Source organism: Reichenbachiella ulvae (assembly GCF_025833875.1).
Lineage (GTDB): Bacteria > Bacteroidota > Bacteroidia > Cytophagales > Cyclobacteriaceae > Reichenbachiella > Reichenbachiella ulvae.
On sequence record NZ_JAOYOD010000001.1, the window covers coordinates 4337063 to 4361609 of the forward strand.

Genomic DNA, 24547 nt, shown 5'->3' on the forward strand with positions numbered 1-24547 from the left:
GCTATTGAGCCTTGAAAGCTTTTTTTCCCTCTTCTAAAAACTCCACAAAACTAGCAATATTTAGGTCATAGGCCCTTGGTGAGACCAATAATTCACCATTTTGATCCAAAATCACGTAATAAGGCTGCGCATTGTTGTTGAATCTAGTGATCTGAAAATCAGCATTTTTCTTTCCGATGGTCTTTTTGACCTTGCCATCATAGCTGGAAGTGACCCATTCGCTCTCGGGCAGGTCCTCCTTATCATCCACATACAAAGCCAGCATCACAAAATCTTCTTTAAGTCTTTTCAACACCTGTGGGTCAGACCAAACCTTGGCTTCCATTTCTCTACAGTTGACACAGCCATGCCCAGTGAAATCGATGAATACTGGCTTATTCTGCTGCTTGGCACAGGCCAGCGCCTGGTCATAGTCGAAGTAGCCTTCTATGCCATGTGGGAAGTGCAAAATGTCCGCGTATTTTGGCGGTTCACAGATGGCGCTTTCACTGCTTCCTACCACAGCCGCAGGAGCATTCAGGTTAAAATCTTGAGAAGTCATAGGAGGAAGGTATCCCGAAAGTGCTTTAAGTGGGGCACCAAACATCCCAGGAATCATATAGACTACAAAAGAAAAAACTGCTATAGCAAGCACCAAACCTCCAATTGAAGTTTTTTCGGAAGGCGAATCATGAGGAAAATTGATTTTGCCCAAAAGGTAAAAACCAAGGATGGTAAAAATCACAATCCAGATGGACAGGTAGATTTCTCTATCCAGCAAATTCCAGTGATAGGCCTGATCAGCAATACTCAAGAATTTGAAAGCAAAGGCCAATTCTAGTAATCCCAGTACGACCTTGACACTGTTGAGCCAGCCGCCTGACTTGGGTAGGTTGTTCATCAGTCCCGGAAACAAAGCGAATACCGTAAAAGGAAGTGCAAAGGCCAGCGAGAAGGCAAACATGCCCAGAATTGGCTTTAGAATCAATCCACCCGCAGACTCAACTAATATAGTTCCGACAAGTGGCCCAGTACATGAGAATGAAACCAAAACAAGCGTAAAAGCCATGAAGAAAATACCTAAAAGCCCGCCTTTATCCGCTTGTTTGTCCACGTTATTTACAAACTTACTTGGTAGCGTGATTTCAAAAAGACCAAGGAAGGAAAGCGCGAACAAGACGAATACAGCAAAAAAGATCACATTGGGAATCCAGTTGGTTGCCAGTTCATTGGCAGTTTCCGGTCCCATAAAAGGCGCCAATACCGACCCGATCAAGGTGTAAATCACGATGATCGACAATCCGTAAAAAATACCTTTCCATTTGCCCCCCGATCCCCCAGTGAAAAAGCTCACGGTCATAGGAATCATCGGAAATACACAAGGCGTGAAAATGGCCGCCAATCCAGCCAAAAACGCAGCAATCATAAAACTAAGCAAGCTGTAAGGATCAGAGGTATCTCTCTGCAGCAATAATCTTTGTTCTTTCTCAGATTTTGTTTCAACGTTTTGCTTCTTCTCAACCTTCTGAGAACCTAAGAATTTTGAAAAATCAAATTCATCGTCGAATGGAATACACTTGCCATCCACATCCGTACATACCTGATAGAAATAAGAACCCTTTACCACAGGGTTGTCCTTCAGCAGCTTGATCGTTTGACGAAACTGAGCTGTTTTTCTAAAATAAGTGTACTCTCCTTCCCACAGCGAATCGTATTTCTTTTTTGGATCGACAGGAGTCAGTTCACCCACAAGTTCGTAACTGGCGTGTGGCGCGAAATCGAAGGTAGTCACCATAGGACCGAGGTCCGGATCAAAATCTGAGGAATAGAGATACCAATCCTTGTCAATTTTGACATTGAATATCAAGTCGACCTCTTCTCCTACCTTTGGGGATGAAACAGAAATGTCCAGAGACCATTTAGCAGGTTGCAATACCTGCCCAAATCCCTGGACACCTATAAATATTATAAATACTAATGCGATTAATTTCCTCATATCATTTTTGATCATTCAGGCTTTGTAATCGCAAATTAGGAAAAAAAGTTTCCCACTAGGAAATTAAATGATCCTTTGGTAAGCTACTAGGTATTAACTTTCTGATCGGTCGATCTGTTCTTACTACAAAGGTCTGTGAACAATGGGCTATCGCCCTGCGATTTAAAGTCCGAATGCAGACTTAACCTGATCCACATAATCCAGTTTTTCCCAGGTAAACGTCTCCACTTCCTGCTCGATTTTCCCGGCCTGGCTATCAAAGCTTACTGTTTTTACTTCTGGAGTTCTACCCATGTGGCCATAAGCAGCAGTCTCAGAATATATCGGATTCATCAATTTCAATCTCTTGATCAAAGCAGACGGCTTCATGTCAAAGATTTCAGAAATTTTTGCAGCGATCTGACCATCATTCATGTCTACTTTGGCACTACCGTAAGTGTTCACGAAGATTCCCATAGGCTCAGCCACACCGATCGCATAAGACACTTGAACCAAAATTTCGTCTGCCACACCCGCAGCGACCAGGTTTTTGGCAATGTGACGAGTTGCATAAGCAGCAGATCTATCCACCTTAGAAGGATCCTTACCAGAGAATGCTCCTCCACCGTGAGCGCCTTTACCTCCATAAGTATCAACGATGATTTTTCTACCTGTCAAGCCAGTATCTCCGTGAGGTCCACCGATTACGAATTTTCCAGTTGGGTTGATATGGTATTTGATTTGATCATTGAATAGCGCAGCGATCTCTGGTTTCAATTTGGCAATCACACGTGGAATCAAAATTCCCTTGATGTCCTGCTTGATTTTTTCCAGCATGGCAGCTTCCTCTGCAAAATCGTCGTGCTGAGTAGATACTACGATCGCATCGATTCTTACAGGTTTGTTGTCATCGCTATACTCTATGGTCACCTGAGATTTGGCATCTGGTCTTAGGTATTTGATTTCATTGTTTTCTCTTCTGAGATCGGCCAGCTCTTTCAGAATCATGTGTGATAGATCCAAAGCCAAAGGCATGTAATTTTCAGTTTCGCTAGTCGCATAACCGAACATCATGCCTTGATCACCAGCGCCTTGCTCTTCTTCATTTTCTCTTTCTACCCCCTGATTGATATCAGGAGACTGCTCATGAATGGCCGAAATCACCCCACAGCTATTTCCGTCGAAGTAATATTCTCCTTTTGTATATCCGATTTTGTTGATGACGTCACGAGCTACTTGCTGTACATCTACGTAGGAATTCGTCTTCACCTCTCCACTCAATACAGTCAAACCAGTAGTTACGAGTGTTTCGCAAGCAACTTTCGACTGATTGTCAAAAGCCAAAAAGTGGTCTAATAGTGCATCGGATATTTGGTCGGCAACTTTATCAGGGTGCCCTTCAGACACTGACTCTGATGTAAAGAGATATGGCATATCTTATAAAAATTAATATTGATCTTTTTCGAGTCGGCAAATTTATGCCAATCAAAAACAATTGTTTAGCTGTAGATAGAAAATATTGTCGGAACCTTGTGCAAATCAACACTTTCCTTTTTCCAATCTTTTATTCTTTTAGTCTTAATGTATTCATCCTCACCAGTGATTCCCTTGGCGACAGACAGTTGCGTTTCGCCACTACATGCAATCAATAACTCTTCAAACAGCTTTTGGTTACGATATGGAGTATCCATGAAAATCTGAGTTTGCCTATTTTGAACGGCATCTTTCTCCATGGATTTGATTTTCTGAACTAAATCCTTTTTGTCGATCGGTACATAACCATGGAAGGTGAATGACTGACCATTGAAGCCAGAAGCCATCAAGGCCATAAGAATCGAAGAGGGGCCTGTCAAAGGAACGACCTGAATACCCAACTGATGCGCGACGGCCACCGCTTCCGCACCCGGATCTGCCACTCCTGGGCAACCTGATTCTGAAATTACACCTACATCCTTGCCTTGTCGTACTACAGAAAGGTACTTCTCTATTTGGGATCGATTGGTTTTTTTGTCCAACAATTCAAACTGCAATTCCTCAATCACCAGACCCAATCGAAGTTTGCTGATATAGCGTCTGGCTGTTCTTAAGTTCTCGACTAGGAAATAATCCAGGTTTTTGATCACCTCTTTGATCTGCGGAGATAAAACTTTCTCTTCGGTATTATCCGCAATGACCGTGGGTATCAGATATAGTTTTCCACTCATGACAAAAAGTTCATCACTTTGGTGTAAAACTCGTCTGGCTGTTCCGCATGAAGCCAGTGGCCTGCATGCTCAACCGTCTCTAGTTCACTTTCAGGGAAAATCTCTGTGATCTCGTCCCAGTCCTCATCCAATATATAATTCGAATTACCTCCTCGGATAAATAAGGTGTCTACTTCTATAGGTAAGTGATAGCTCAGAGCCTCTCCTACTTTTTCGATTTGGGCAGACAGTACAGGCAAATTCATCTTCCAAGAGAACCTGTCGCTGCTACGCTGAATATTCTTCATCAGAAAAGTTCTCACCCCTATCTCAGGTATATATTTAGCTAATACTTCTTCAGCCTCTTGTCTACTCTCTATCGTTTCTATCGGCACTGCTGACAAACCATCCAAAATCTTTTGATGATGGGGAGGATAGTGCTTTGGCCCAATATCAGCGACGATCATTTTCTCCACCTTTTCGGGATGAAATGCTGCAAACTGCATCACTGTCTTTCCGCCCATGGAGTGACCAAGCAATACCGGGTTCTCAATACCCAGCTCATCAATCAAGTTTTCCAGATCCTCTACCATTCGGTCATAGCCCCATTCCTCAGAATGGAAAGATTTTCCGTGGTTCCTCTGGTCTACCAAATAAACCTGATAGTCTTCCGCGAATCGCTTGCCCAAAGTGGCCCAATTGTCCAACGAACCCAAAAATCCATGGACAATAATCATTGGCTGTCCCTCTCCAAACGTCTTATAATTCAACAACTCCATTATTTCAACTGCTTTAAGTACATCTGAATAGTATTTTCTAATCCCAGATAAAGCGCATCGCAAATCAAGGCATGCCCAATAGACACTTCATCCATAAATGGAATTTGTTCCTTCAGATATTTGAGATTATTCAGATCCAAATCATGGCCTGCATTGATTCCCAACCCCAGCTCTTTGGCTTTGTTAGCTGCTGTCACATAGTCTGCAACTGCCGCCTTTTTGTCCTTTGGGTAACCACTCGCATAGGGCTCGGTGTATAGCTCTATACGATCGGTTCCTACTTTGGCAGCTCCTTCTATGATGTCAACTTCAGGATTAGCAAAAATGGAAACCCTAACTCCATAAGATTTTATTTCTTGCACAATATCTCTGAGCATCGATTCATGGTTGATGGTGTCCCAACCCGTATTGGAAGTAATGGCATCCGGCGGATCTGGTACCAGCGTTGCCTGGGCTGGCTTTACCTCCTTGATGAAATTCATATAGCGCTCATCTGGGTACCCCTCGATATTAAATTCAGTCGTACAAACCTTGCTGATATTATAAACGTCTTCTGTGGTGATGTGTCTTTCGTCCGGTCTGGGATGGACAGTGATGCCTTGCGTACCAAATTTTTCACAGTCCTTGACCACTTGAATGATGTCAGGATTATTCCCTCCACGAGCATTTCGCAGCGTGGCAATTTTATTTACGTTTACACTAAGTTTCGTCATCAGATAAATTAGAGCTTTGTATATTGAGCCGGAATTGGCTGAGAACAGTTTCTCATTAAATTTGCGCCAAAATTACACATTTTAGGAGATTAAAAATTAAAACATAGATGAGCCTCAAGGACCAAATCAATGCAGACATAAAAGCGGCTATGATCGCTAAGGAAAAAGAAAAGTTAACTGCTCTAAGATCGATAAAATCAATGATTTTATTGGCCGAAACAGAAAAAGGAGCTAGTGATGAATTGAGCGAAGATGCTGAAATGAAGCTACTCATGAAAGCTGCCAAGCAGAGAAAAGATTCAGTGGATGTTTTTAGAGAGCAGGGAAGGGACGATCTGGCTGACAAAGAGCAAGGCGAACTGGACATCATCAGTGAATATCTGCCTAAACAACTATCCGAAGAGGAGTTAAAAGCAGAAGTGTCCAAAATCATAGAGCAAGTCGGAGCATCTGGCCCTCAGGACATGGGTAAAGTAATGGGAGCTGCTACCAAAGCATTGGCAGGCAAAACAGATGGAAAAGCAATCTCAGCAGTTGTGAAATCATTATTGAATTAAGAAGTTGAGCGTTGTAGACATTGTCATTCTGGTATTCCTTTTGGTTGGAGCTGTCACAGGTTTTAGAAAAGGCCTTTTGATGGAACTCATTTCCATAGCAGCCTTTTTTCTGGCCATATTTTTAGGAATCCAATTGCTGGACTGGGGGATAGTCATGCTCTCAGATTACATAGAGGGCTATGACAATCTACTACCGATTATTTCATTTACGCTGATTTTTATCGGTGTATTGATCCTAACCCATATGGTGGGCAAAGCGGTCAAAAAAATTCTAGACATGACCCTTTTGGGTAGTTTGGATGACATTGCGGGGAGTTTGCTAGGCATGGCAAAGTGGGCCTTGTTCATCAGTATTTTCTTTTGGATTTACCATTCTTTTGGTGGCACTCTGGCCGAAGAAAGAACCAAGGGAAGTTACCTATATGAACCAATCGTTTCTTTTGCACCGATGCTGTTCGATTTGGTGTCAGGCTTTTTCCCGCACTTTTTGGAATTTTTTGAACATTCCGAAGAATTGATAAATCAACAAGAACTTAATGTTTGATTGATCAGAAATTGATAAATTATAGATATTATTATAAAAAATTACTTTTTAAAGCATGCTTGAGGTAGCAAATATTAGAGAAGAAGGTGAGTTTCAATTCATTGAAGAAGGGGAAGGAAAAGTAATGCTATTGCTCCATGGTTTGTTTGGTGCCCTCAGCAATTGGGAATCAGTAGTGGATAAGTTTTCTTCAGAATACAAAATCATTATCCCCATGCTCCCTATCTATGAGCTACCTGTTCGCGAAGCAGGTCTACCTAAGCTCATCGAGTTTTTAGAGGCTTTTATTGAACATAAAGGCTTAGAAAAATTCGACTTGATGGGCAATTCGCTTGGAGGACACATGGCACTCATGTATGTTTTAAAGTATCCAGAAAAAGTAGATCGACTAATCCTGACCGGAAGCTCAGGGCTATTCGAAAATGCGATGGGCGGATCATTTCCTAAAAGAGGAAGCTACGAATTCATCAAAGAACGTGTAGAATACACCTTTTATGATCCCAATACTGCCACTAAAGAATACATAGACGAAATATTCAATACGACACAGAGTATCCCTAAATGTATGCGAATCGTTGGTATAGCCAAGTCGGCCCAAAGAAATAATTTGGCCCACGAACTACACCAAATTGAAAATGATACGTTATTAATATGGGGATTGAATGATACTATCACTCCACCTAGAGTAGGACATGAGTTCAACAGACTGCTAAAAAATTCGCAATTGCGCTTCATAGACAAATGTTGTCATGCACCTATGATGGAAAGACCCGACGAATTCAATGAAATCCTAGAAGAATTTTTGAACGAAAGGAAAAGCACATGATAGCCAAAGATCTGATCAACTATACCATTCCACCTCTCAAGCTTAGCGATACCATCGAAAAAGCACGTGACTGGATGAGTGAATTTCATATTCACGAATTGCCGGTAGTAAAGGATGGTAAGTTCATCGGTGTCTTCAATGAGAACTTGCTTTTCGATCAAATGGAAGGTCTCGAACTGATTAAAGATGTTCAATTGTTGAGCGCTCATTTGTACGTCGATGAGAATGAACATTACTACGAAGTGCTAAAAAAAGCCTACGAGTCTTCTTCCAATCTGGTAGCGGTAATCAACGATGAAAAAAAATACATAGGTTGTATCACTGTTCAGGATGTCGTTGAGGCCTTCTCTAAAATGTCTGCCATTAACAGTCCAGGCACCATCATAGTGGCACGCATGAGCATGATGGATTATTCTATGGCCGAAATCAGTAGAATCATCGAATCAGAAGGGGGTAAAATACTTAGCAGCTTTACCGAGCATGCCGGTGATGACGAAAACATCAGACTGACTCTAAAAGTCAATCTGGAGAATAGCACCAGTATCGTCTCTGCACTTCAAAGGTTCGGGTACAACATCATCGCAATATTTGGAAAAGGGGATGAGGATCAATTAGAAAAAGATCGTCTCGACATATTGATGCGATATTTAAAAGTCTGACCATAACCTATGCGAATTGCTTTACACGGAAGAATCAACCGAGAAGATTCTATCCATTATCTCCAACAAATAATAGAAGAAATAAAATCGAATGGCTCTGAAGTATTATTCACTTCAGAACTTCATCATTCGTGTCTGGGACACTTCAAGACAGAAGGCTTTGAAGTAGTTGATGATAAATTTGATCTGAGCACTGTAGACTATTTTTTTAGTCTGGGAGGTGATGGCACATTGTTAGAAACTGTATCCAAAGTAGGAAGTTTAGAAACTCCTATTCTTGGTATAAATTTAGGTAAGCTCGGTTTTTTGGCAACTATCAATAAAAAGGATGTAGCCTCTGCTATGAAAGGATTCTTTGCTAAAGAATTTTCTTTTGATGACCGAATGCTGATCCATCTAGATAGCAATCGTGACGTTTTTCACGGACAGAACTTCGCTCTGAATGAAGTCGCGGTTATGAAAAGGGACACCTCTTCGATGATCATTGTCCATTGCTACATAGATGGCGAATTTGTCAATACCTATTGGGCTGATGGATTGATGGTCTCAACCCCTACTGGCTCTACAGGGTATTCTCTAAGTGCAGGAGGTCCTTTGGTTCTCCCTCAGTCAGATAGTTTCATCATTACCCCAGTCAGTCCGCACAACCTCAATGTTCGTCCATTAATAGTATCCGGATCTAGCATCATTTCTTTCGAAATCGAGGGTAAAGGTCGTTCCTTCCTTACCTCATTAGATTCTCGTTCTTACAAGGTGGACAACAACGTAAAACTTTCAGTTCGAAAGGAATCCTTTTGCGCTCGACTGGTCAAACTAAAAGGCGACAATTTTTTCGATACCCTTAGGGTGAAACTTAATTGGGGCCTGGATATTAGGAATTAGCATAAATATCAAATATATATGTGTTTAATTTAACCAGCAATTATATAGTTTTGTGTAAACGGGTCGTTGAATAACCAATGAAAAAAAGTCTATTACTCACTCTCTTGCTGGCATTTATGTTTGCACTGATATCTGATGCAGATGCGCAAAGAAGGAGAAATCCATATGGCTACAAGAAAAAAAATAACAGTAAACGATATTCCAATTATCGTGGTGGTAAAGTAGGCTATGGAGGAATAGGAAACCCTAAATACTGGACTGTAGGGGCTAGTGTTGACATGGTTAGCTATTTCGGAGATATCTCTAAATACAATACAAAGGTAAGTGGGGACTATAATTTCATACCAAATGGTTTTGGAATTACTGCATCTAAAGTATTATACCCAGGCATTCACTTCAGAGGAGGATTTAATTACGGTACCTTCTCGACTTCAGATTACAGTACCGGAAACAGCAATCCTGATTCAGACCCAAATGACTATGGTAGATGGCAGAGAAATTATCATTTCAAGAACTCAGTCAAAGAATTAAATGCGGGTTTGGAAATAGACTTTATACCCAATAAACGGGGAGCTAGGGGAAGGTTTCCAATAAACCCCTACGTATATGTAGGTGCCGCTGTTTTTCACCACAACCCAAAGGCTAGGGCTCCAGGCGCAACTGTCGACACTGATGGAGATGGCAACCCAGATGCCGCAGTTGATCAAGCAGGAAATATTTTAGATGTAAAACCAAGAGAATGGGTTGAACTTCAGCCTTTAGGAACGGAGGGACAAAAATCAGATTCAACGAACCTGAGTCCATACCCAAGAATTCAATTTGCGATCCCAGCAGCTGCAGGGGTTAAAATCAAATTAGCCAGAAATCTGGATGTGAATTTTGAAATTGGATTCAGGTTCACATTTACAGATTATCTGGATGATATTGGGGGCAATTATGCAGATTTGGATTATTTCGGAAGTAACCACCTGGCTAGGGCCATGTCTGAAAGAGGAGCTGAACCTATTGCTGCTTTGGAAGGGGAACCAAGGGACGTACCTGTAACTACTCAAAACGTGCAATTGAATACTGCTAATGCTGATTTGAACTGGACGGGAGGTGACTCATATACCCATGGCTGGAATTACATACCAGGAAAAGATCGAGCTGATTCGAAATTCAACGACATTTACATTACTTCACAAATCAGGATCGTTTATATCTTTGATAAGAAGACAGCTACAAGAGCGAAATTCAGATAATCTATATGCTCAATAAGAATTTTATAGCATTGCCGATACTCTCGGCATTTCTTTTTTTAGCCAATTCACATTGGCTCAGAAAACGGAATGGGGTCTTGCAGTAGGTGGAATGAGTTACTCAGGAGACCTTTATCGTGGCTATAATATTCTTAAACAAAACATTGGAGTTCAAGGCCAATATAGAATTAACCACGACAAAGATGTGAGCTTTCGGTTCTCGTTGCTCTATGGACAAGTATCAGGTGATGATAGCCGGCCTATAGATGCGCTGGGACAAGTAAGAAATGCCTCCTTTAGTCGAAACCTACTTGAAGGTAGCGCAGTTATGGAGTTCCATTTCCTGGACTATAAAAATGAAAACTCTTTGATTCGCTGGTCACCATATGTCTTTGGAGGGATAGGGGCCATCAAGTTGTTCAATACGGGAACTGAAGACATCAATGAATTTCAACCCGTGATTCCATTTGGTGGAGGAATAAAGCATCTAGTAGGCAAACAATGGAGTGTAGGTTTAGAGTTTGGCGCAAGAAAGACTTTTACCGACAAACTGGATGGTGTATCAGATGGAGAACTATTCAACAAGCCCAATTTTGACTTTGGAAACCCTGAAGACAATGATTGGTACTACTTTGTGGGGATTTCCATTACCTATATCGTCTATAAAGTACCATGCGCGTATAAGTACGTGCCTAACAAATCCTTATACCGCTAAGGAAAACCTCTTCTATCGTTCATTTTCAGCAAAAAAAAACACAACTTTGCGGGTTATTTATAAACAAAGGCCAGAAGAATTGGCATGAAAGAACAGATTGATTCAACAAATATCCCCAAGCACGTAGCAGTAATCATGGACGGCAATGGCAGATGGGCCAAACAAAGGGGCGCTACGCGTCTGTTTGGTCACCGCAATGCAATAAAAGCTGTTCGTGATGTAACGGAAGGTTGTGCAGAAATTGGTGTGCAGCATCTGACCCTTTATGCTTTTTCGACTGAAAACTGGAGTCGACCCAAAATGGAAGTCGATGGACTGATGACCTTACTGGTTTCTACTATCAAGAAAGAGATTCCAACTTTATTGAAAAACAACATCCGTTTACAACCTCTGGGTGACATTTCGCATTTACCCAAAGAAGCGCAGGCCAATCTTCAGCAAGGTGTTGAAGAAACCAGCAAAAATGACGGTATGATCTTGTCCCTTGCACTTAACTATAGTGGCCGATGGGAAATCGGTGAAAGTGTAGGTCAAATGTTAAAAGATATTAAAAACAATAAATTAGACATTGATAATATTGACAATCAGTTGATAAATAAATATATCTGCGACCACATAGCGCCAGACGTAGAGTTGATGATTAGAACCAGCGGTGAACACCGCATCAGCAACTTCCTACTTTGGCAATTGGCTTATGCAGAACTTTATTTTACAGACAAACTTTGGCCTGACTTTAGAAAAAATGATCTCTTTGAGGCTGTTATTGATTTTCAGAAAAGGGAGAGGAGATACGGAAAAATCAGTGAACAACTAACGCAATAATTCGGCAGAAGAGTCGGCACATACAAATGAAGATCAAAATATTACTTTTATTTCTTTTGACGTCCACATGCGTATTAGGGCAGATCAGGTACGGAACACAGGGCAGATTAAAATCTAACAACTCTGGAATCCGAATCAACTACTCCAATCCGCAAGAATATACGATTGCCGAAATCAATGTAACCGGAGCAGAATTTTTGGATCAGGTTGCTCTCACATCTATTTCCGGTTTAAAAGTGGGTGACAAGATAAAAGTCCCTGGTGATGATATCACTCAAGCCATCAAGAAACTGTGGAAACAGGGTTTGATAGGTAATGTCGAAATATATGCCAACAAAATTGAAGGCGATAACATATACCTAACTATAGAACTGAAAGAAAGACCACGTCTTAGCAGATTTAACTTTACAGGAGTTACCAAAAGTCAAGATTCTGATCTTCGTGAAAAAGTAAACTTGATTCGCGGTAGAGTGATGACCGATGCAATCATTAAAAACAGTGAACTGACTGTAAAAAAATACTTCTACGAAAAAGGCTATCTCAATACTGAAGTAGACATTAAATATGAGCGCGACACGATCATCAACAATAGTGTCATGATTGACATAGCAGTCAAGAAAAACAAAAAAGTAAAAGTACGTAACATCAATTTTGTGGGTAATGAGAATTACTCAGAAATGAAGCTCAGAAGCAAAATGAAGAACACGGGTGAACGCCCTAGGTTTAAAATTGCTGGAGCCCTGATCGCTACTGGAATTAATGCTTTGAAACCAAAAGACAAGAGAACGCCAGTAAGATCAGAAGATGACACAGTAGGAATAAATATTTCCAAACCCATCATGAATCTGGTTTTTGAAAACGTAAAACTGAACGTATTCAAATCCGCAAAATTTGTAAGAGAGAAATACGAGGAAGATAAAGAGTCTCTTATTGCATTTTACAATTCTAAAGGATTCAGAGATGCCTATATTGAAGAAGACACAATTGTGAGCGTAGATAGAAATTCTATTGACATTGACATCAGAATTGTTCCAGGGCAGAGATACTATTTCAGAAACATAACCTGGACAGGTAATTTCATCCATGATGATCGTACGCTTGATCAAATCCTAGGGGTTGAAAAGGGAGACATCTATAACATGGAGTCACTTGACAAAAAGTTGAATTTCAATCCTAATGGTCCTGATGTAAGTTCACTCTACATGGACAATGGTTACCTATTCTTTAACGTCAATCCAGTTGAAGTTCAGATAGATGGGGATTCTATTGATGTCGAAATGCGCATCTATGAAGGAGCCCAGGCTACCATTAGAAAAGTATATGTGACAGGTAATGATAGAACCAATGATCATGTGATCATGCGTGAAATCAGAACCTTGCCAGGTCAGAAATTCAGTAGATCTGAACTGATCAGAACACAGCGTGAATTGTCTCAATTGGGTTATTTTAACCCAGAAACAGTATCTCCTAATCCGATACCAAATCCAGTAGATGAAACGGTTGATATCGAATGGTCGCTAGAAGAACGTCCAAGTGACCAAATTGAACTATCAGGTGGATGGGGTGGATCTTTTGGATTCGTAGGTACTTTAGGTCTTACTTTCAACAATTTCTCACTAAGAAACTTAACCAACTTTGACAAATGGAGACCACTTCCGGTCGGAGATGGTCAGAAACTATCGCTCAGATTACAGGCCAATGGACGCCAGTTCCAGAGTTATTCTGTAAGTTTCTCAGAACCATGGTTAGGAGGTAAAAAACCAAGAAGCTTTGGTGTAAGCTATAACTATTCCGTTCAAAGATCTTTCAACTACTATAATGGTAGAAGAAATGATATCATCGGTTCGATGCAAGTAATGAGCGCTACGGTAAGTTTAGGACAGAGACTCAAATGGCCAGATGACTACTTCACTTTGAGCAATGCAGTTTCGTTTACCAATTATAATCTGCACAGATTCGGTGGTAGCTTAGGTTTTGATAACAACTCTGGTATTGCCAATAGCTTTACATTCAAAACTACTCTTGCAAGAAATAGTATTGACAACCCAATGTATCCTAGAAGTGGATCTTCTGTAAGCTTGAGTTTGGCATTGACTCCTCCATATTCACTCTTCAATGAGTTGGACTATGAAAATGCCAGCAACAACGAGCGATACGAATGGGTAGAGTATCACAAATGGATGTTTGATGCCAAATACTACATGCAGTTGATTGGTGATCTGGTAATTGAAGCGAGAGCGCACATTGGTTACCTTGGAGCTTATCAAGGAGATGTAGGTGTTGGTCCATTCGAGAGATTCCAATTGGGAGGTGATGGTTTGACTGGATCTAACTTCCTATTGGGCAATGACGTAGTAGGACTAAGAGGATATGATAACAATTCTATTACTCCTACTGAAGAAGTAAACGGCAACCTGGTTAGAGGAGGAACAATATTCAACAAATACGTTTTTGAATTAAGATATCCTGTTTCGTTAAATCCATCGGCCACTATCTATGTTTTGGGCTTTGCTGAAGCAGGAAACAACTGGTTGAATTTTAACGAGTACAACCCTAATAGCCTGTATACATCTGCGGGTGGTGGAGTTAGAATCTTTATGCCGGCATTTGGTTTGCTTGGTATCGACTGGGGATATGGGTTTAATCCGGATCCAGGCACACCAAATGGACCAGCGAGCGGAGGACAAATTCACTTTTCAATTGGCCAAACCATCCGATAGAATTAATTGCGAGAATGAATCAATCGTTAACAATGGATAGACTAATTTTAGAAATTGTTATGGGCAAAATAAAACAGGCCACGATTTTCGGTTCGATTCTTGTAATAGTGCTATTGAATTCAATAGATGCACAGGCACAGAAGTTTGGATATGTAGATACTGACTACATTCTGAGCCAAATGCCTGAGTATGCAGAGGCCAATGCAGAAATAGACAAACTGTCTCAGTCCTGGGAAGCTGAAATACGTGAAATGTATAAGGAAATTCAGGCGTTGGAGACAGCTCTCAAGGCGGAAGAAGTCCTCTTGACTAAGGAAATGAAAGATGATCGAGAAAAGGAAATCGATCGAAAATGGAATGAAGTCAAAGAATATCAGAAAAAGGTATTTGGTTTTGAAGGACTCTTCTTTTTGAAAAAAAAGGAGCTAATCAAACCTGTTCAGGATCTGGTATTCGAGGCAGTAGAAACAGTAGCTAAAAAGCAAAGGCTGCAGATTGTCTTTGACAAATCTGGAGATCTAGTAATGATATATACCGACCCGGTTCATGATTATACAGACTTTGTGCTGGAGGAACTCGGACTCGGTGATAAAAACGATGTAATAAGTAATAACTAATTAGGATAGAAATATGAAGATCAAATCATTAATCGCAGTATTGGTATTGGTATCTGTCTCTGTGGCAGCTTCTGCGCAGGGTACATTCAAATTTGGATACACCAATGTAGAATATATATTGAGCCAAATGCCAGAAGCTAAGCAAGTAGATTCAGAGTACAAGACTTACGAATCACAACTGCAAAATCAATTACAAGCTAAAGGACAGGAGTTCCAAACTAAACTTCAAGAATATCAGCAAGGTGCTGCTACTATGACTGACATCATGAGAGCAGACAAAGAATCAGAGCTTACTAACTTGCAGGCTAGGTTGGAAAATTTCCAAAAAGACGCACAAGTTTCTCTTCAGAAAAAACAAAGTGAATTGTATGCTCCCTTGTTCGAGAAAATCGGTAACGCAATCAAAGCGGTTAGAACTGAAAATGGATATGATGCTATCTTCAGCACTGGCGTACCAGGTGTAGACATTCTTTTGGATGCAGATGAGAAATATGACGTTTCTGACTTAGTATTCAAAAAATTAGGAATCACTCCTCCATCAGGAAACTAATACAATAACGAAATCGTAAGGAAACTGCACGTCTTTAGGCGTGCAGTTTTTTTTATGTCCATACCTTACCTAAAGTATTGACAGGGCTAACATTCCGATGACTCAATTATATTTGCCTCAGAATTAAAAAAAGAATAGTAAAATGGCACTTACCTCGACACTTGTTTACAAGGCTGACAAAGAATTCGAAGCGACCAATCAAGTCGGAAATACGGTAAAGATGGATATGTACCCACAGGACGAAAAGAAGAATCAATCTCCCATGGATTTGGTCTTGTCGGCATTAGCCGGTTGCGCCGCAGTAGATATTGTGTCAATGGTAAAAAAGCGCAGAAAGACTTTTGTGGATCTAAAAGTGGAATCAACCGCTGAAAGAGCTGAAGGTCATCCAGCCAAATTCACAAAAATTCATAAGAAGTTCATCATCACTTCTCCCGATCTCACAGACAAAGAAGCAGAGCGCATCATCAATCTGGCAGTAGAAAGCTACTGCAGTGTTGCATCTTCCCTGTCTCCAGAGATAGACATGAGCCACAGTTTTGAAATCCTCAGAGATTAGTCAAAAGAGGAGCTCACAAGATCCAAATCCTTAGTAACAATGTAATTGATATTAGGTTGATCCCCTATGCTTAGAATCGGTATACAGTGATCTCCATACTTTCTCATTTGATTGGATATTGATTCATCGCTAAAGAATCTTTCTTTGGCCCAATCTCCGGAATGGTTCACTTTGAGCAAATAAGTAGAGCCTAATGATGAAGTAGATGAAACTACCGATCCATCTTTATTGGCTATTTGTTTATAATTTCCGGCAAGAATGAATCCATCCTCAGTTGAAACCAAGCCAAAGACGTTTCCATTGAGCTTTCGACTTTGCTGCCATTTCACATCTCCTTCACTCGTAAGTCGGGTAACAGTCAAATCACCCAATTGCCCGATGACTTCACGATCATCGCCATAAAAGACCAAAACATAAGAATTGAGTGATTCAACAAAATTGAGTGTGCGGGGATATTTATTAATCTCCAGTATTTTGCCAAACAGTTGTTCCCCCTGATCGCTAAATGCCAACAAGGTATTTTTCACATCTTTCGTCTCAGGATGCTCGCTTCGTACGATAAAAGTACAACCGCTCAATTCATCATTGAGCACGGTCATTTCCGTATCGGTCAAATCACTTTCTCCTTCAAAGGACAAATTGATTTCTTGATACCATGAGATGCGACCATTTCCCTCCTTTCTACTGACAAAGGCACTTACTCGCCCAGTTTGAGGATCTAGAACTTGACCACCTAAATACTGACTTCCATCAATATTTTCAACAATTTGAGTAGTAATAGGCTGACCGGTAGACAGCAGTTCTTCAGTTGGCATCTGAACATAGTCCTTAATTTTCTTACGCTTATAACTGTACTCCTTCTTTAAACTGTCTCCCATCACATCTCTTAAAACTTCAGGTTTCAGCAATTCTAAATAGCGATTAAAGGCCGATTGATTCTTGTTTCTTTCATTATTCACAAATGAATTTACTCCCTGTATCCCTTGATAAAACTGATCAATAAATTCCTGATATCTCTCATATGACTCCTTGGTGTTTCTCCTACTGGCCACATTCAAAATGGTATCTGCCCGCTTAATCTCATAGAGCATTCGACCATAGTTATAAATGGGATTAAGCTTACTGCTAGCTTCAATAGCCTGATTTTCCTGTTTCAGATTTTCAACAAGCAATTTTTGATTTACGGATTTATACTCGAACAAAGGCTCAACTACAGAATTCAAATCATATTTTCGGATATTAAAAAGTAGTTCCTTGCTGACCTTAAAAAGCTCAAAATCCTTATTCATGTAATCTTCTGGTGTTCTTGCTAGTTTGGTATTCAACAACTTTTCATTCTGCACCATCAGCATACGCAGATATTGAATATCCTTATCTACATATCCATTGATTTCGTCTACCCATTTGGCATAGTTCCAAATAGGAATTTTCTCTTGAAGGAAGTTAATTTCTACGGATAAGCCATCGAGACGATAGACTTCAATATCTCTAATCTCCATAGATTGATCATAGCCAATATGGTATTCTTCTATCAAAGATTGATAAGAATCAAAAAGCTCTAATGCCCGCAGATACTCCTTTTTGAGCGACTCAAATTCTTTCGCTATATCCTCATCATACAGTAAATACAACTCTTTGAGTGTTTTGTATCTACCCATAATCTGAGTGTAGACCTGGTTAGCCCTAGAATAGGCCATGTAGCTTCCTGTAAATGCCTCATAAATAGGCGGTACATGAGCCTGATACTCTGCCATTTTTACGGAATCCACAAAAAAGCGATTATAAATCGAGTCTAATTCCACCTGCATGCGACCCTTTTCATCAAAGTAGGCAAAGTTGAGAAACTCATCTTCATTTCGTTTCACCTCCTTTTCATTCAGGTACACTTTGGCCATTGCCTGTGCCTCCTGTGCCAATTTGATATTGGCTATCGCTCGCTTGTAACCTACCAGCGGATCACTATCTGCAAACCTTTGATAATAAACCAATGAAAGCTGTACGTAAACGCTCGCCTTTTCCGGATCATCTTGTTGATATTTTTTCAAGGCAGCAACCGCATTAGCCGGATCAGAACCGAGTATTCCTGGCAATACTTCTTTAAATTTTGCGAGCTTTTGGGCATTCAAAGCACCACAGAATAATATTAGACCAATTATCAGTGGTATTTTATTTAGACTCAGCTGATTCATATCGTCAAAATTTTAAGGACCACTCTTCTGTTTTTGGCGCGATTTTCATCACTTGTATTCGGCACCAAAGGCACCTCTTCTCCATAACCTACTGGCACAAAACGATCAGTTGGGATGTCACTTTCTATCAAATAGGAAACTACGCTCTGCGCTCTCTTCTCGGATAGCAACTTGTTGTAAGCCGAAGACCCTACATCATCGGTATGAGCGGATATTTCGACCGTCAAGTTCGGATTGGTCTCCATCAAGCCCGACACTCGAGCCAGTTCTGCAAAGGACTCTTCCGTCAAAGTTTCTGAATTGGATTCGAACAATATATCCTTCAAAGTTAAATTGGTGCCTACGATTAGGGGCTGCAAAGCAAGCTTCACCTCTACTTTCGTTTGGCCAGAAGTAGCCTCCTCGGACATGTCAATTATGGTAGAATTAAATGCATATCCCTGGTCGCTTGTAGCCTCTAATTCATATCTATCTCCAACCCTCAATGCCACTGTCTCATTGCCCTCTACCTCTATGGTCTCATCTCTATTTCGATTCCTAATTCTGACTCTTGATCGCACTCTGTTATTGTTGGTTAGGTCTGCCACATTGATTTGTACCTCTTTCTTCTTAGGAGCGAACTCAATATCCTTTTCAAACTCTGGGTAGATCATCAAACCACTTACATCAAATGTGAATGTCTGAGGCAGAAAATTTTTCTTTTCAATGGTCACATCATAGCTTTTCCCCAAATCAAGTTCCAGCTCTGCTATTCCAGTACTTTCATCACTTTCCATCGTTTTTACGACTGCTCCATATCCAGTTTCTCTTACTATGATATTGGCCGATATGGGTTCGAAAATTTCGATATCGTAGATATTCAAATGCAATAGCGCACTTCTATGAAGCACAATATCTTTATCCACCTCTTTGTACTCTGTTTCTCTTGATAGATCGTAGGAGATAGAATAGGTCGTATAGCCATCCTTCCTGAACTCCACATTATAACTGCGACCCACTGCAAGCACCAAACTATATCGACCATCGTTGGGGTTGTTATTGACCTCCATGATCTTTTCTGAAGTAAAAGCATCAGAAACCGTGATGTCAGTATAAAGGCCTTCACCCGTGTTACTATTTCTGATGTAACCCTGAATCACGTGATTTTTGAATTGCTGAAACTCCTCCGGAATATCTACGGAATAAATATCGCTAGATTGATAAACATAATACATCTGGTCACCTTGAGCTGAGATGCACGGAAACTGATCGCTATAAGGTGAATTCACAAAGTCTAAGGCCACAGGCTCAGTCCAATCTCCGGCATCATTGAGATAGGATTGATACATATCATACTCACCTTTGCCGCCCAGACGATTGGAAGAAAAAATCAACGTACGATTGTCAGCCATGATTCTTGGAGCCTTTTCACAGTCCTCATTGATCGGTGCTGGAAGTAGGCTCGGGATCGACCAATTGTTCCTGCCTATTCGCTCTGATTTATAAATGGCATAACAGGTCTTCCCTGCCATCTCGTCTTTCAGATCAGGATCACTAGGTCCTTCAGCTTTGATCTTTACAAAATAAAGCGTTTTTCCATCTGCTGATATTGAAGGGAAACCCTCAAAACCACTTCCGTTGATGGGTTCGCCAATGTTGACTGGAGAGGACCAACCAGATTCCTCACGTATCGAATAGTAAATGTCGTCTGCTCCATACCCACCATCGAAGGACCCAAAAAAGTACATGGTATTCCCATCAAAACTGATACTTGGCCCTGCAATCAAAACATCCGAACCACCATAGTTGTTGATACTGTCAATTGACACAGGGTCCATCCATTTGCCTGAAGCATCCAATTTTGATTCGTAAAGCTGATAAGTACCTGATTTATTGGATTCAAAAGCCATGGTTTTTCCATCTGCAGAGATCGAAGGTGCATATTCGACCATGTCCGAATTCAATTTTGAAACCTTATCTGAAGCAACCCTGCGCAAAGTGTCTGCTTCCTGAGCGAACGCTGCAGAAAGCGTCGACAAATAGATTACCGTTATGTAGCTAGCTATTTTCATTACAATCCTAACATCACAAATGCGCCCCAATAATAGGGCTCTTTATATTCTTTTTTAAGTTCGGCAATTGCATCATGAAAGGCCGCTTGTTTCGTCTGGCCCCCCAACCAATTGTCATAAAACATGGACATCAGTTTTTGAGTTGTTTCATCGTTGACCTTCCAGAGGCTCATGATCAAATTTTCAGCACCAGCTACGAGTAATGCACGTTGAAGGCCATATACGCCCTCACCATTTTTTACCTCCCCAAGTCCAGTTTCGCAGGCAGACATTACCACCAATTCGGTCTGGTCCAAATCCAAATTCATGGCTTCATAAGCAGTCAATATACCATCCTCTGTCCCCGGCAATTTTTGATGTTGAAAAGTCTTAGAGGCACCAGCCAACAACAGTCCTGAACGAAACAAAGGATTAAACTCAGCCTCCCTGGACTGAATCCCCTCATTGGCATTAAACAATACATTCATATTGGACATAAAAAATCCATGAGTGGCAATGTGCAAAAGTTTAGGACTATGGAGAGCCTTGATATTTTCTTCGTTGGCTTCTGCCCTTTGGAACAAATCATATTTCCAGAAGTTTTGATCCAAGGTTTGACTAATGTGATTGGTTTCTTCCAGCGTACCTGGTAGTTCAGTGATGCCATCAGCAAAGCCCCGTTCTGTGCTTGCCTTTGTACCAGCAGCACTGGCTCCACCCATGGTATAATCAGGATAGCCAAAAATCGCGGCCTTTCTTACAGTCAATTGACTCGTTTCTTTACTTTGCTCTATGACTAAATCTCGAGTATTGCTGAGCAGGCGAATGTCATACTTGTCAAAGACATATTCCTGATTTTCCGGATCATATAGCGTGTTGATGTTGATCTTGTTATACACGCCATCTGTAGATAAAAACAGCTTCTGGACACCCTGCAATTTGTCATCTATATTTTTCCAATACTGGCTGTATGATCTTTGATTGTCCATTTTGAAGACAACCATATTCTTGTATTGTTTGAAATACTTCGATTCCATCTCTTCCCCTTCGGTGATTACCACCAGCTCTGGCACTCCTTGAGATTTGAGAACAAGTCCTGCATAATAGATAGAATCATTTTTAGTGTTTTTCTTAACTCTGAGTAGCTCAAGAGCAACTTCGCCCTCAACTAGATTTTGCTGCACATCACTCATCTTCACTAGCGATTGATCATACTGACCAGCAAAAACTCCTGACTTTTTGGAAAGCTCTTTCTCTATTTCATTGGATCGAGTTTGTAGCTCTGCGATATCAAAGTTGTTGATAGCTAGCTCCGATTTCGACATGTTTAGCGCCTTGACCAAATCCTCTTTCGTTGACTTCCACGCTATATATTGGGCTATCAAAGCTTCATCGCCACTATTCAAAATTCTGTCTTTCACCTTCTTGGTTGCGTTTAGCAACAAAGCTTTAGTACTTAATTGTAGGTTATAAAGATTCTCCAGAACCTCCTGCTGATAAGTTTGATTCCCGAAACCATGGTAGACATACTCAATAGCAAAGTCTTTGTATGCTTCAAAAACCGGCTTGATTTTTCCATAAAATGCACTTTTTTCTTCTTCACTCAAGGAGGGAAAATAGTTCTGGATCGCTGCTAAGTAGTTGTCCAGAGCAAAACCATAATCCTCTCGGGCACCCTCATAATCTTCCAGCCTTTGCTTTACAGAAGCCAGGCCATAAATGGCATAGGCCAGGTCTGGATGGTTTTCGTTCAAGATCTCCTTTCTGATCCTAATCACTTCTTCAAAATGGACTTTGGCCCCTTCATAGTTGCCAATCTCCTGTTCTAGCACCGCTATGTTGTACAGCGTATTAGCGAATGAGGGATGATCAGTTCCAAATAGCGATTCATAAATCCGGATACTTTCTTCGTACAACCTTGAGGCCTTTTCATATTCACCCATCTCCTCCAAAGTAGCCGCCAGATTGTTCAGTGTTTTAGAATATAATGGGTGCTGCGTGCCTAATTGCACTTTGTCTATGGCCAAAACTCTTTCTAGCAATTCTTTACTCTTCTCAAGATCACCTTCCATTTCATAAAGAGCTGCCAAATTCTCCAGCGAGCTGGCATAATCGATATGTTGATCTGAATGAATTTCTTTAAAAATCTCCATTGAAGATTCAAACAAAGGTTTTGCAGCCTTGAGGTTCCCCATTTTCAAATACAAAAGACCCAACTCATTGGCTGTATTGGCATAGAAAACATGATGAGAACCAAACTCTTCTTTGTAGAGCTCCAGAGATTTTTTAATAAATTCTTCTGCCTGGGAATACTCTCCCTGTGACTTTGCGATTACTCCCAGGTAATGATAGGTATAGGCCAGTTGGCTCGGGGGAGCTTGAGATCCCAAAGATTTCTTTATGCCCATGGTTTCTTCCAATATCAACCTGGCCGATTCATATTTACCCTTTACGATGTATAGAAGCGCTAAATTTTCGTAGGTAGCGAGATAGTTTTCATTCGTCTCACCCAGTAGCTCTTTCTTTATTTCCATGGATTGAATCAGGGCAATTTCCGCATCAAAAAAACTGTTGCTGGACTGAAGATAGCTAGCATAGTTACCCAAAAAGGAGGCATATTCCAGTCGTGCAGTGGAGGATTCCTTCTCATAGTGCTCCTTAATTTCTTCGAACAATTCTCCCGCTCGATTCAGATCCTGCATAGTAGTGTACAGCACAGCCATACTCAATTTCAAATCAATGACCTTGGCTTCATTCTCTCTCGAAAGATGAATGGACTCATTTAAAATCGCTTCGGATTCTTTGTATCTACCTAATGCCGTCAGAGCTGCGGCTTTCGATTCCAATAGATTTTTTCTCCAATCAGACTGCTCGTCAACTTCCAACAAAGCTTGATTGATTTCGTCTAATGCTTCATTGAACTGCCCTCTCTCCAGATCAACTAGGGCCAAACCAGACCAAGCACCAAAATAGGCATCCTCATTGTCTGAGCCACGCAATTTTACTTCCTCAAAACAGCTATATGCCCTATCAAATTCATAGTTCAGAAAATGAACCTTTCCCAAGTCAGTCAAAGCAATTAGATAAGCTTCCTCCTTCTCTCCTGATAATTTATCAACCAGACCTTCTAATAATTCGGTTGCTTCCTTTAATCGACCTTCTTTCATGTAGAGGATGGACAAACCATTGATGGCTATTAGATTGTCAGGATCGTTGTGCGCGTCTAATTTTGTAAAAACCTGGTGTGCCTTAAGGTACTTATCAGTAGCTATTGTCAACTGTTCATTATCCTCATAAGCGCGACCCTGTTTGACCAATAGTCTAGCATAATCTAGCTCTAAAGCATCAGGATCAAAAAAAGATTCAAGCTCAGATAGCAAGGCAATAGATCTTTCAAAATCCCCCTGCAGCAGTTTCAGCTCCGAATAAATGTAGGTGATATTAAAAAATTCAGGAGAGACTTGATCCTGTCGATTCAATACCTCATAGGAGAGTTCAAATAAAGAATCGGCCTTGACCATCTGATTGTCATAATAGAATACCATTGCCAAATTGCCCTGCACCTCGGCAACTGAGGCACTATTCGAATCAAAATAAACCAGGTATAAATCCAGTGCATCTTTGAAAGCCTCTTGGGATTGAGCTAAACCATCAGTCATTGACAATAACAACCCCTTGTTGTAAAGGGCTACAGCATAGACTTCCTTATCTCTATTACCTATCGCCTCTTGTACCTTCAGTTCCTTCTCCACATAGGTCAGTCCTTCTTCAATCCAGCCCGCTTCAAAACAGATCAAAGTCAGCTGTCTGTATATAGCAGCTGTATTTGCGTGGTTTTCTCCTAAATCAGATTGGCAAGAAACTAAGGCTTCTATGCTCTTTTGTTTGGCTAACTCGTAATCATATTTGGTATAGGCTTCTTCCCCTTGTTTATACAACTCAGCCCAATCCTGCGAAACTGCCGCGTGACTTGCAAGAATCAATATCAACAAAATTTTCCCTATTTGAGA

20 protein-coding genes are annotated in these 24547 nt (G+C 40.8%); 12 read left to right on the forward strand and 8 right to left on the reverse strand.

Features of this window, described 5'->3' with window-relative positions; translation table 11 throughout:
* Position 1 precedes the first annotated feature (1 nt).
* From N7U62_RS17665 to N7U62_RS17685, 5 genes are all read right to left on the reverse strand, one after another.
* Positions 2–1975: a protein-disulfide reductase DsbD family protein gene (locus N7U62_RS17665; protein WP_264139387.1), complete on the reverse strand. Its 1974-nt coding sequence runs from the start codon at positions 1973–1975 to the stop codon at positions 2–4.
* A gap of 162 nt (positions 1976–2137) precedes the next feature.
* On the reverse strand, positions 2138–3388 hold the full coding sequence (gene metK / locus N7U62_RS17670) for a methionine adenosyltransferase (protein WP_264139388.1): 1251 nt from the start codon (positions 3386–3388) through the stop codon (positions 2138–2140).
* 65 nt (positions 3389–3453) lie between these two features.
* Positions 3454–4158 carry an SAM-dependent methyltransferase gene (locus N7U62_RS17675; protein WP_264139389.1) on the reverse strand — a complete coding sequence of 235 codons (705 nt, stop codon included), beginning with the start codon at positions 4156–4158 and terminating at the stop codon, positions 3454–3456.
* Positions 4155–4916 carry an alpha/beta fold hydrolase gene (locus N7U62_RS17680; protein WP_264139390.1) on the reverse strand — a complete coding sequence of 254 codons (762 nt, stop codon included), beginning with the start codon at positions 4914–4916 and terminating at the stop codon, positions 4155–4157. The genes N7U62_RS17675 and N7U62_RS17680 overlap by 4 nt, the downstream gene beginning before the upstream one ends.
* The gene (locus N7U62_RS17685) at positions 4916–5629 is read right to left on the reverse strand and encodes a pyridoxine 5'-phosphate synthase (RefSeq protein ID WP_264139392.1); all 714 of its coding nucleotides are present in this window, start codon (positions 5627–5629) and stop codon (positions 4916–4918) included. The genes N7U62_RS17680 and N7U62_RS17685 overlap by 1 nt, the downstream gene beginning before the upstream one ends.
* A gap of 107 nt (positions 5630–5736) precedes the next feature.
* Here N7U62_RS17685 and N7U62_RS17690 point away from each other — a divergent pair, with 107 nt between their 5' ends.
* From N7U62_RS17690 to N7U62_RS17745, 12 genes are all read left to right on the forward strand, one after another.
* On the forward strand, positions 5737–6186 hold the full coding sequence (locus tag N7U62_RS17690; protein WP_264139394.1) for a GatB/YqeY domain-containing protein: 450 nt from the start codon (positions 5737–5739) through the stop codon (positions 6184–6186).
* A 4-nt stretch (positions 6187–6190) separates the two neighbouring features.
* Positions 6191–6730 carry a CvpA family protein gene (locus tag N7U62_RS17695; protein WP_264139395.1) on the forward strand — a complete coding sequence of 180 codons (540 nt, stop codon included), beginning with the start codon at positions 6191–6193 and terminating at the stop codon, positions 6728–6730.
* 55 nt (positions 6731–6785) lie between these two features.
* Entirely contained in the window at positions 6786–7556 is a 771-nt protein-coding gene (locus N7U62_RS17700; RefSeq protein ID WP_264139396.1) for an alpha/beta fold hydrolase, read from the forward strand.
* Positions 7553–8215 (forward strand): CBS domain-containing protein, encoded by a 663-nt coding sequence (locus N7U62_RS17705; protein ID WP_264139397.1) that lies wholly within the window; start codon positions 7553–7555, stop codon positions 8213–8215. Before N7U62_RS17700 ends, N7U62_RS17705 begins: the two co-directional genes overlap by 4 nt.
* A gap of 9 nt (positions 8216–8224) precedes the next feature.
* The gene (locus N7U62_RS17710; RefSeq protein WP_264139398.1) at positions 8225–9097 is read left to right on the forward strand and encodes an NAD kinase; all 873 of its coding nucleotides are present in this window, start codon (positions 8225–8227) and stop codon (positions 9095–9097) included.
* A 77-nt stretch (positions 9098–9174) separates the two neighbouring features.
* Positions 9175–10338: a DUF6089 family protein gene (locus tag N7U62_RS17715; protein ID WP_264139399.1), complete on the forward strand. Its 1164-nt coding sequence runs from the start codon at positions 9175–9177 to the stop codon at positions 10336–10338.
* 70 nt (positions 10339–10408) lie between these two features.
* On the forward strand, positions 10409–11050 hold the full coding sequence (gene porG, locus N7U62_RS17720; protein WP_507173201.1) for a type IX secretion system protein PorG: 642 nt from the start codon (positions 10409–10411) through the stop codon (positions 11048–11050).
* Between the two features lie 84 nt (positions 11051–11134).
* Entirely contained in the window at positions 11135–11872 is a 738-nt protein-coding gene (gene uppS, locus N7U62_RS17725; RefSeq protein ID WP_264139400.1) for an undecaprenyl pyrophosphate synthase, read from the forward strand.
* 26 nt (positions 11873–11898) lie between these two features.
* A complete protein-coding gene (locus tag N7U62_RS17730) occupies positions 11899–14592 on the forward strand; it encodes a BamA/OMP85 family outer membrane protein (RefSeq protein ID WP_264139401.1) in 2694 nt (897 codons plus the stop codon).
* Between the two features lie 59 nt (positions 14593–14651).
* Positions 14652–15209 (forward strand): OmpH/Skp family outer membrane protein, encoded by a 558-nt coding sequence (locus N7U62_RS17735; protein ID WP_264139402.1) that lies wholly within the window; start codon positions 14652–14654, stop codon positions 15207–15209.
* Positions 15210–15222: 13 nt separating this feature from the next.
* Complete coding sequence (locus tag N7U62_RS17740) at positions 15223–15759, forward strand: OmpH/Skp family outer membrane protein (protein ID WP_264139403.1); 537 nt, start codon at positions 15223–15225, stop codon at positions 15757–15759.
* A gap of 142 nt (positions 15760–15901) precedes the next feature.
* Complete coding sequence (locus N7U62_RS17745; RefSeq protein ID WP_264139404.1) at positions 15902–16318, forward strand: OsmC family protein; 417 nt, start codon at positions 15902–15904, stop codon at positions 16316–16318.
* On the opposite strand, the gene N7U62_RS17750 is transcribed toward N7U62_RS17745, so the two are convergent.
* The 3 genes from N7U62_RS17750 to N7U62_RS17760 are packed head-to-tail and all read right to left on the reverse strand — an operon-like array spanning position 16315 to position 24529.
* Positions 16315–18507, reverse strand: coding sequence for a hypothetical protein (locus tag N7U62_RS17750; RefSeq protein WP_264139405.1), 2193 nt, complete (start codon positions 18505–18507; stop codon positions 16315–16317). The genes N7U62_RS17745 and N7U62_RS17750 overlap by 4 nt on opposite strands.
* The gene (locus tag N7U62_RS17755) at positions 18504–20558 is read right to left on the reverse strand and encodes an OmpA family protein (protein ID WP_264139406.1); all 2055 of its coding nucleotides are present in this window, start codon (positions 20556–20558) and stop codon (positions 18504–18506) included. Before N7U62_RS17755 ends, N7U62_RS17750 begins: the two co-directional genes overlap by 4 nt.
* Entirely contained in the window at positions 20558–24529 is a 3972-nt protein-coding gene (locus N7U62_RS17760) for a CHAT domain-containing protein (RefSeq protein ID WP_264139407.1), read from the reverse strand. Before N7U62_RS17760 ends, N7U62_RS17755 begins: the two co-directional genes overlap by 1 nt.
* Between the last annotated feature and the right edge of the window lie 18 nt (positions 24530–24547).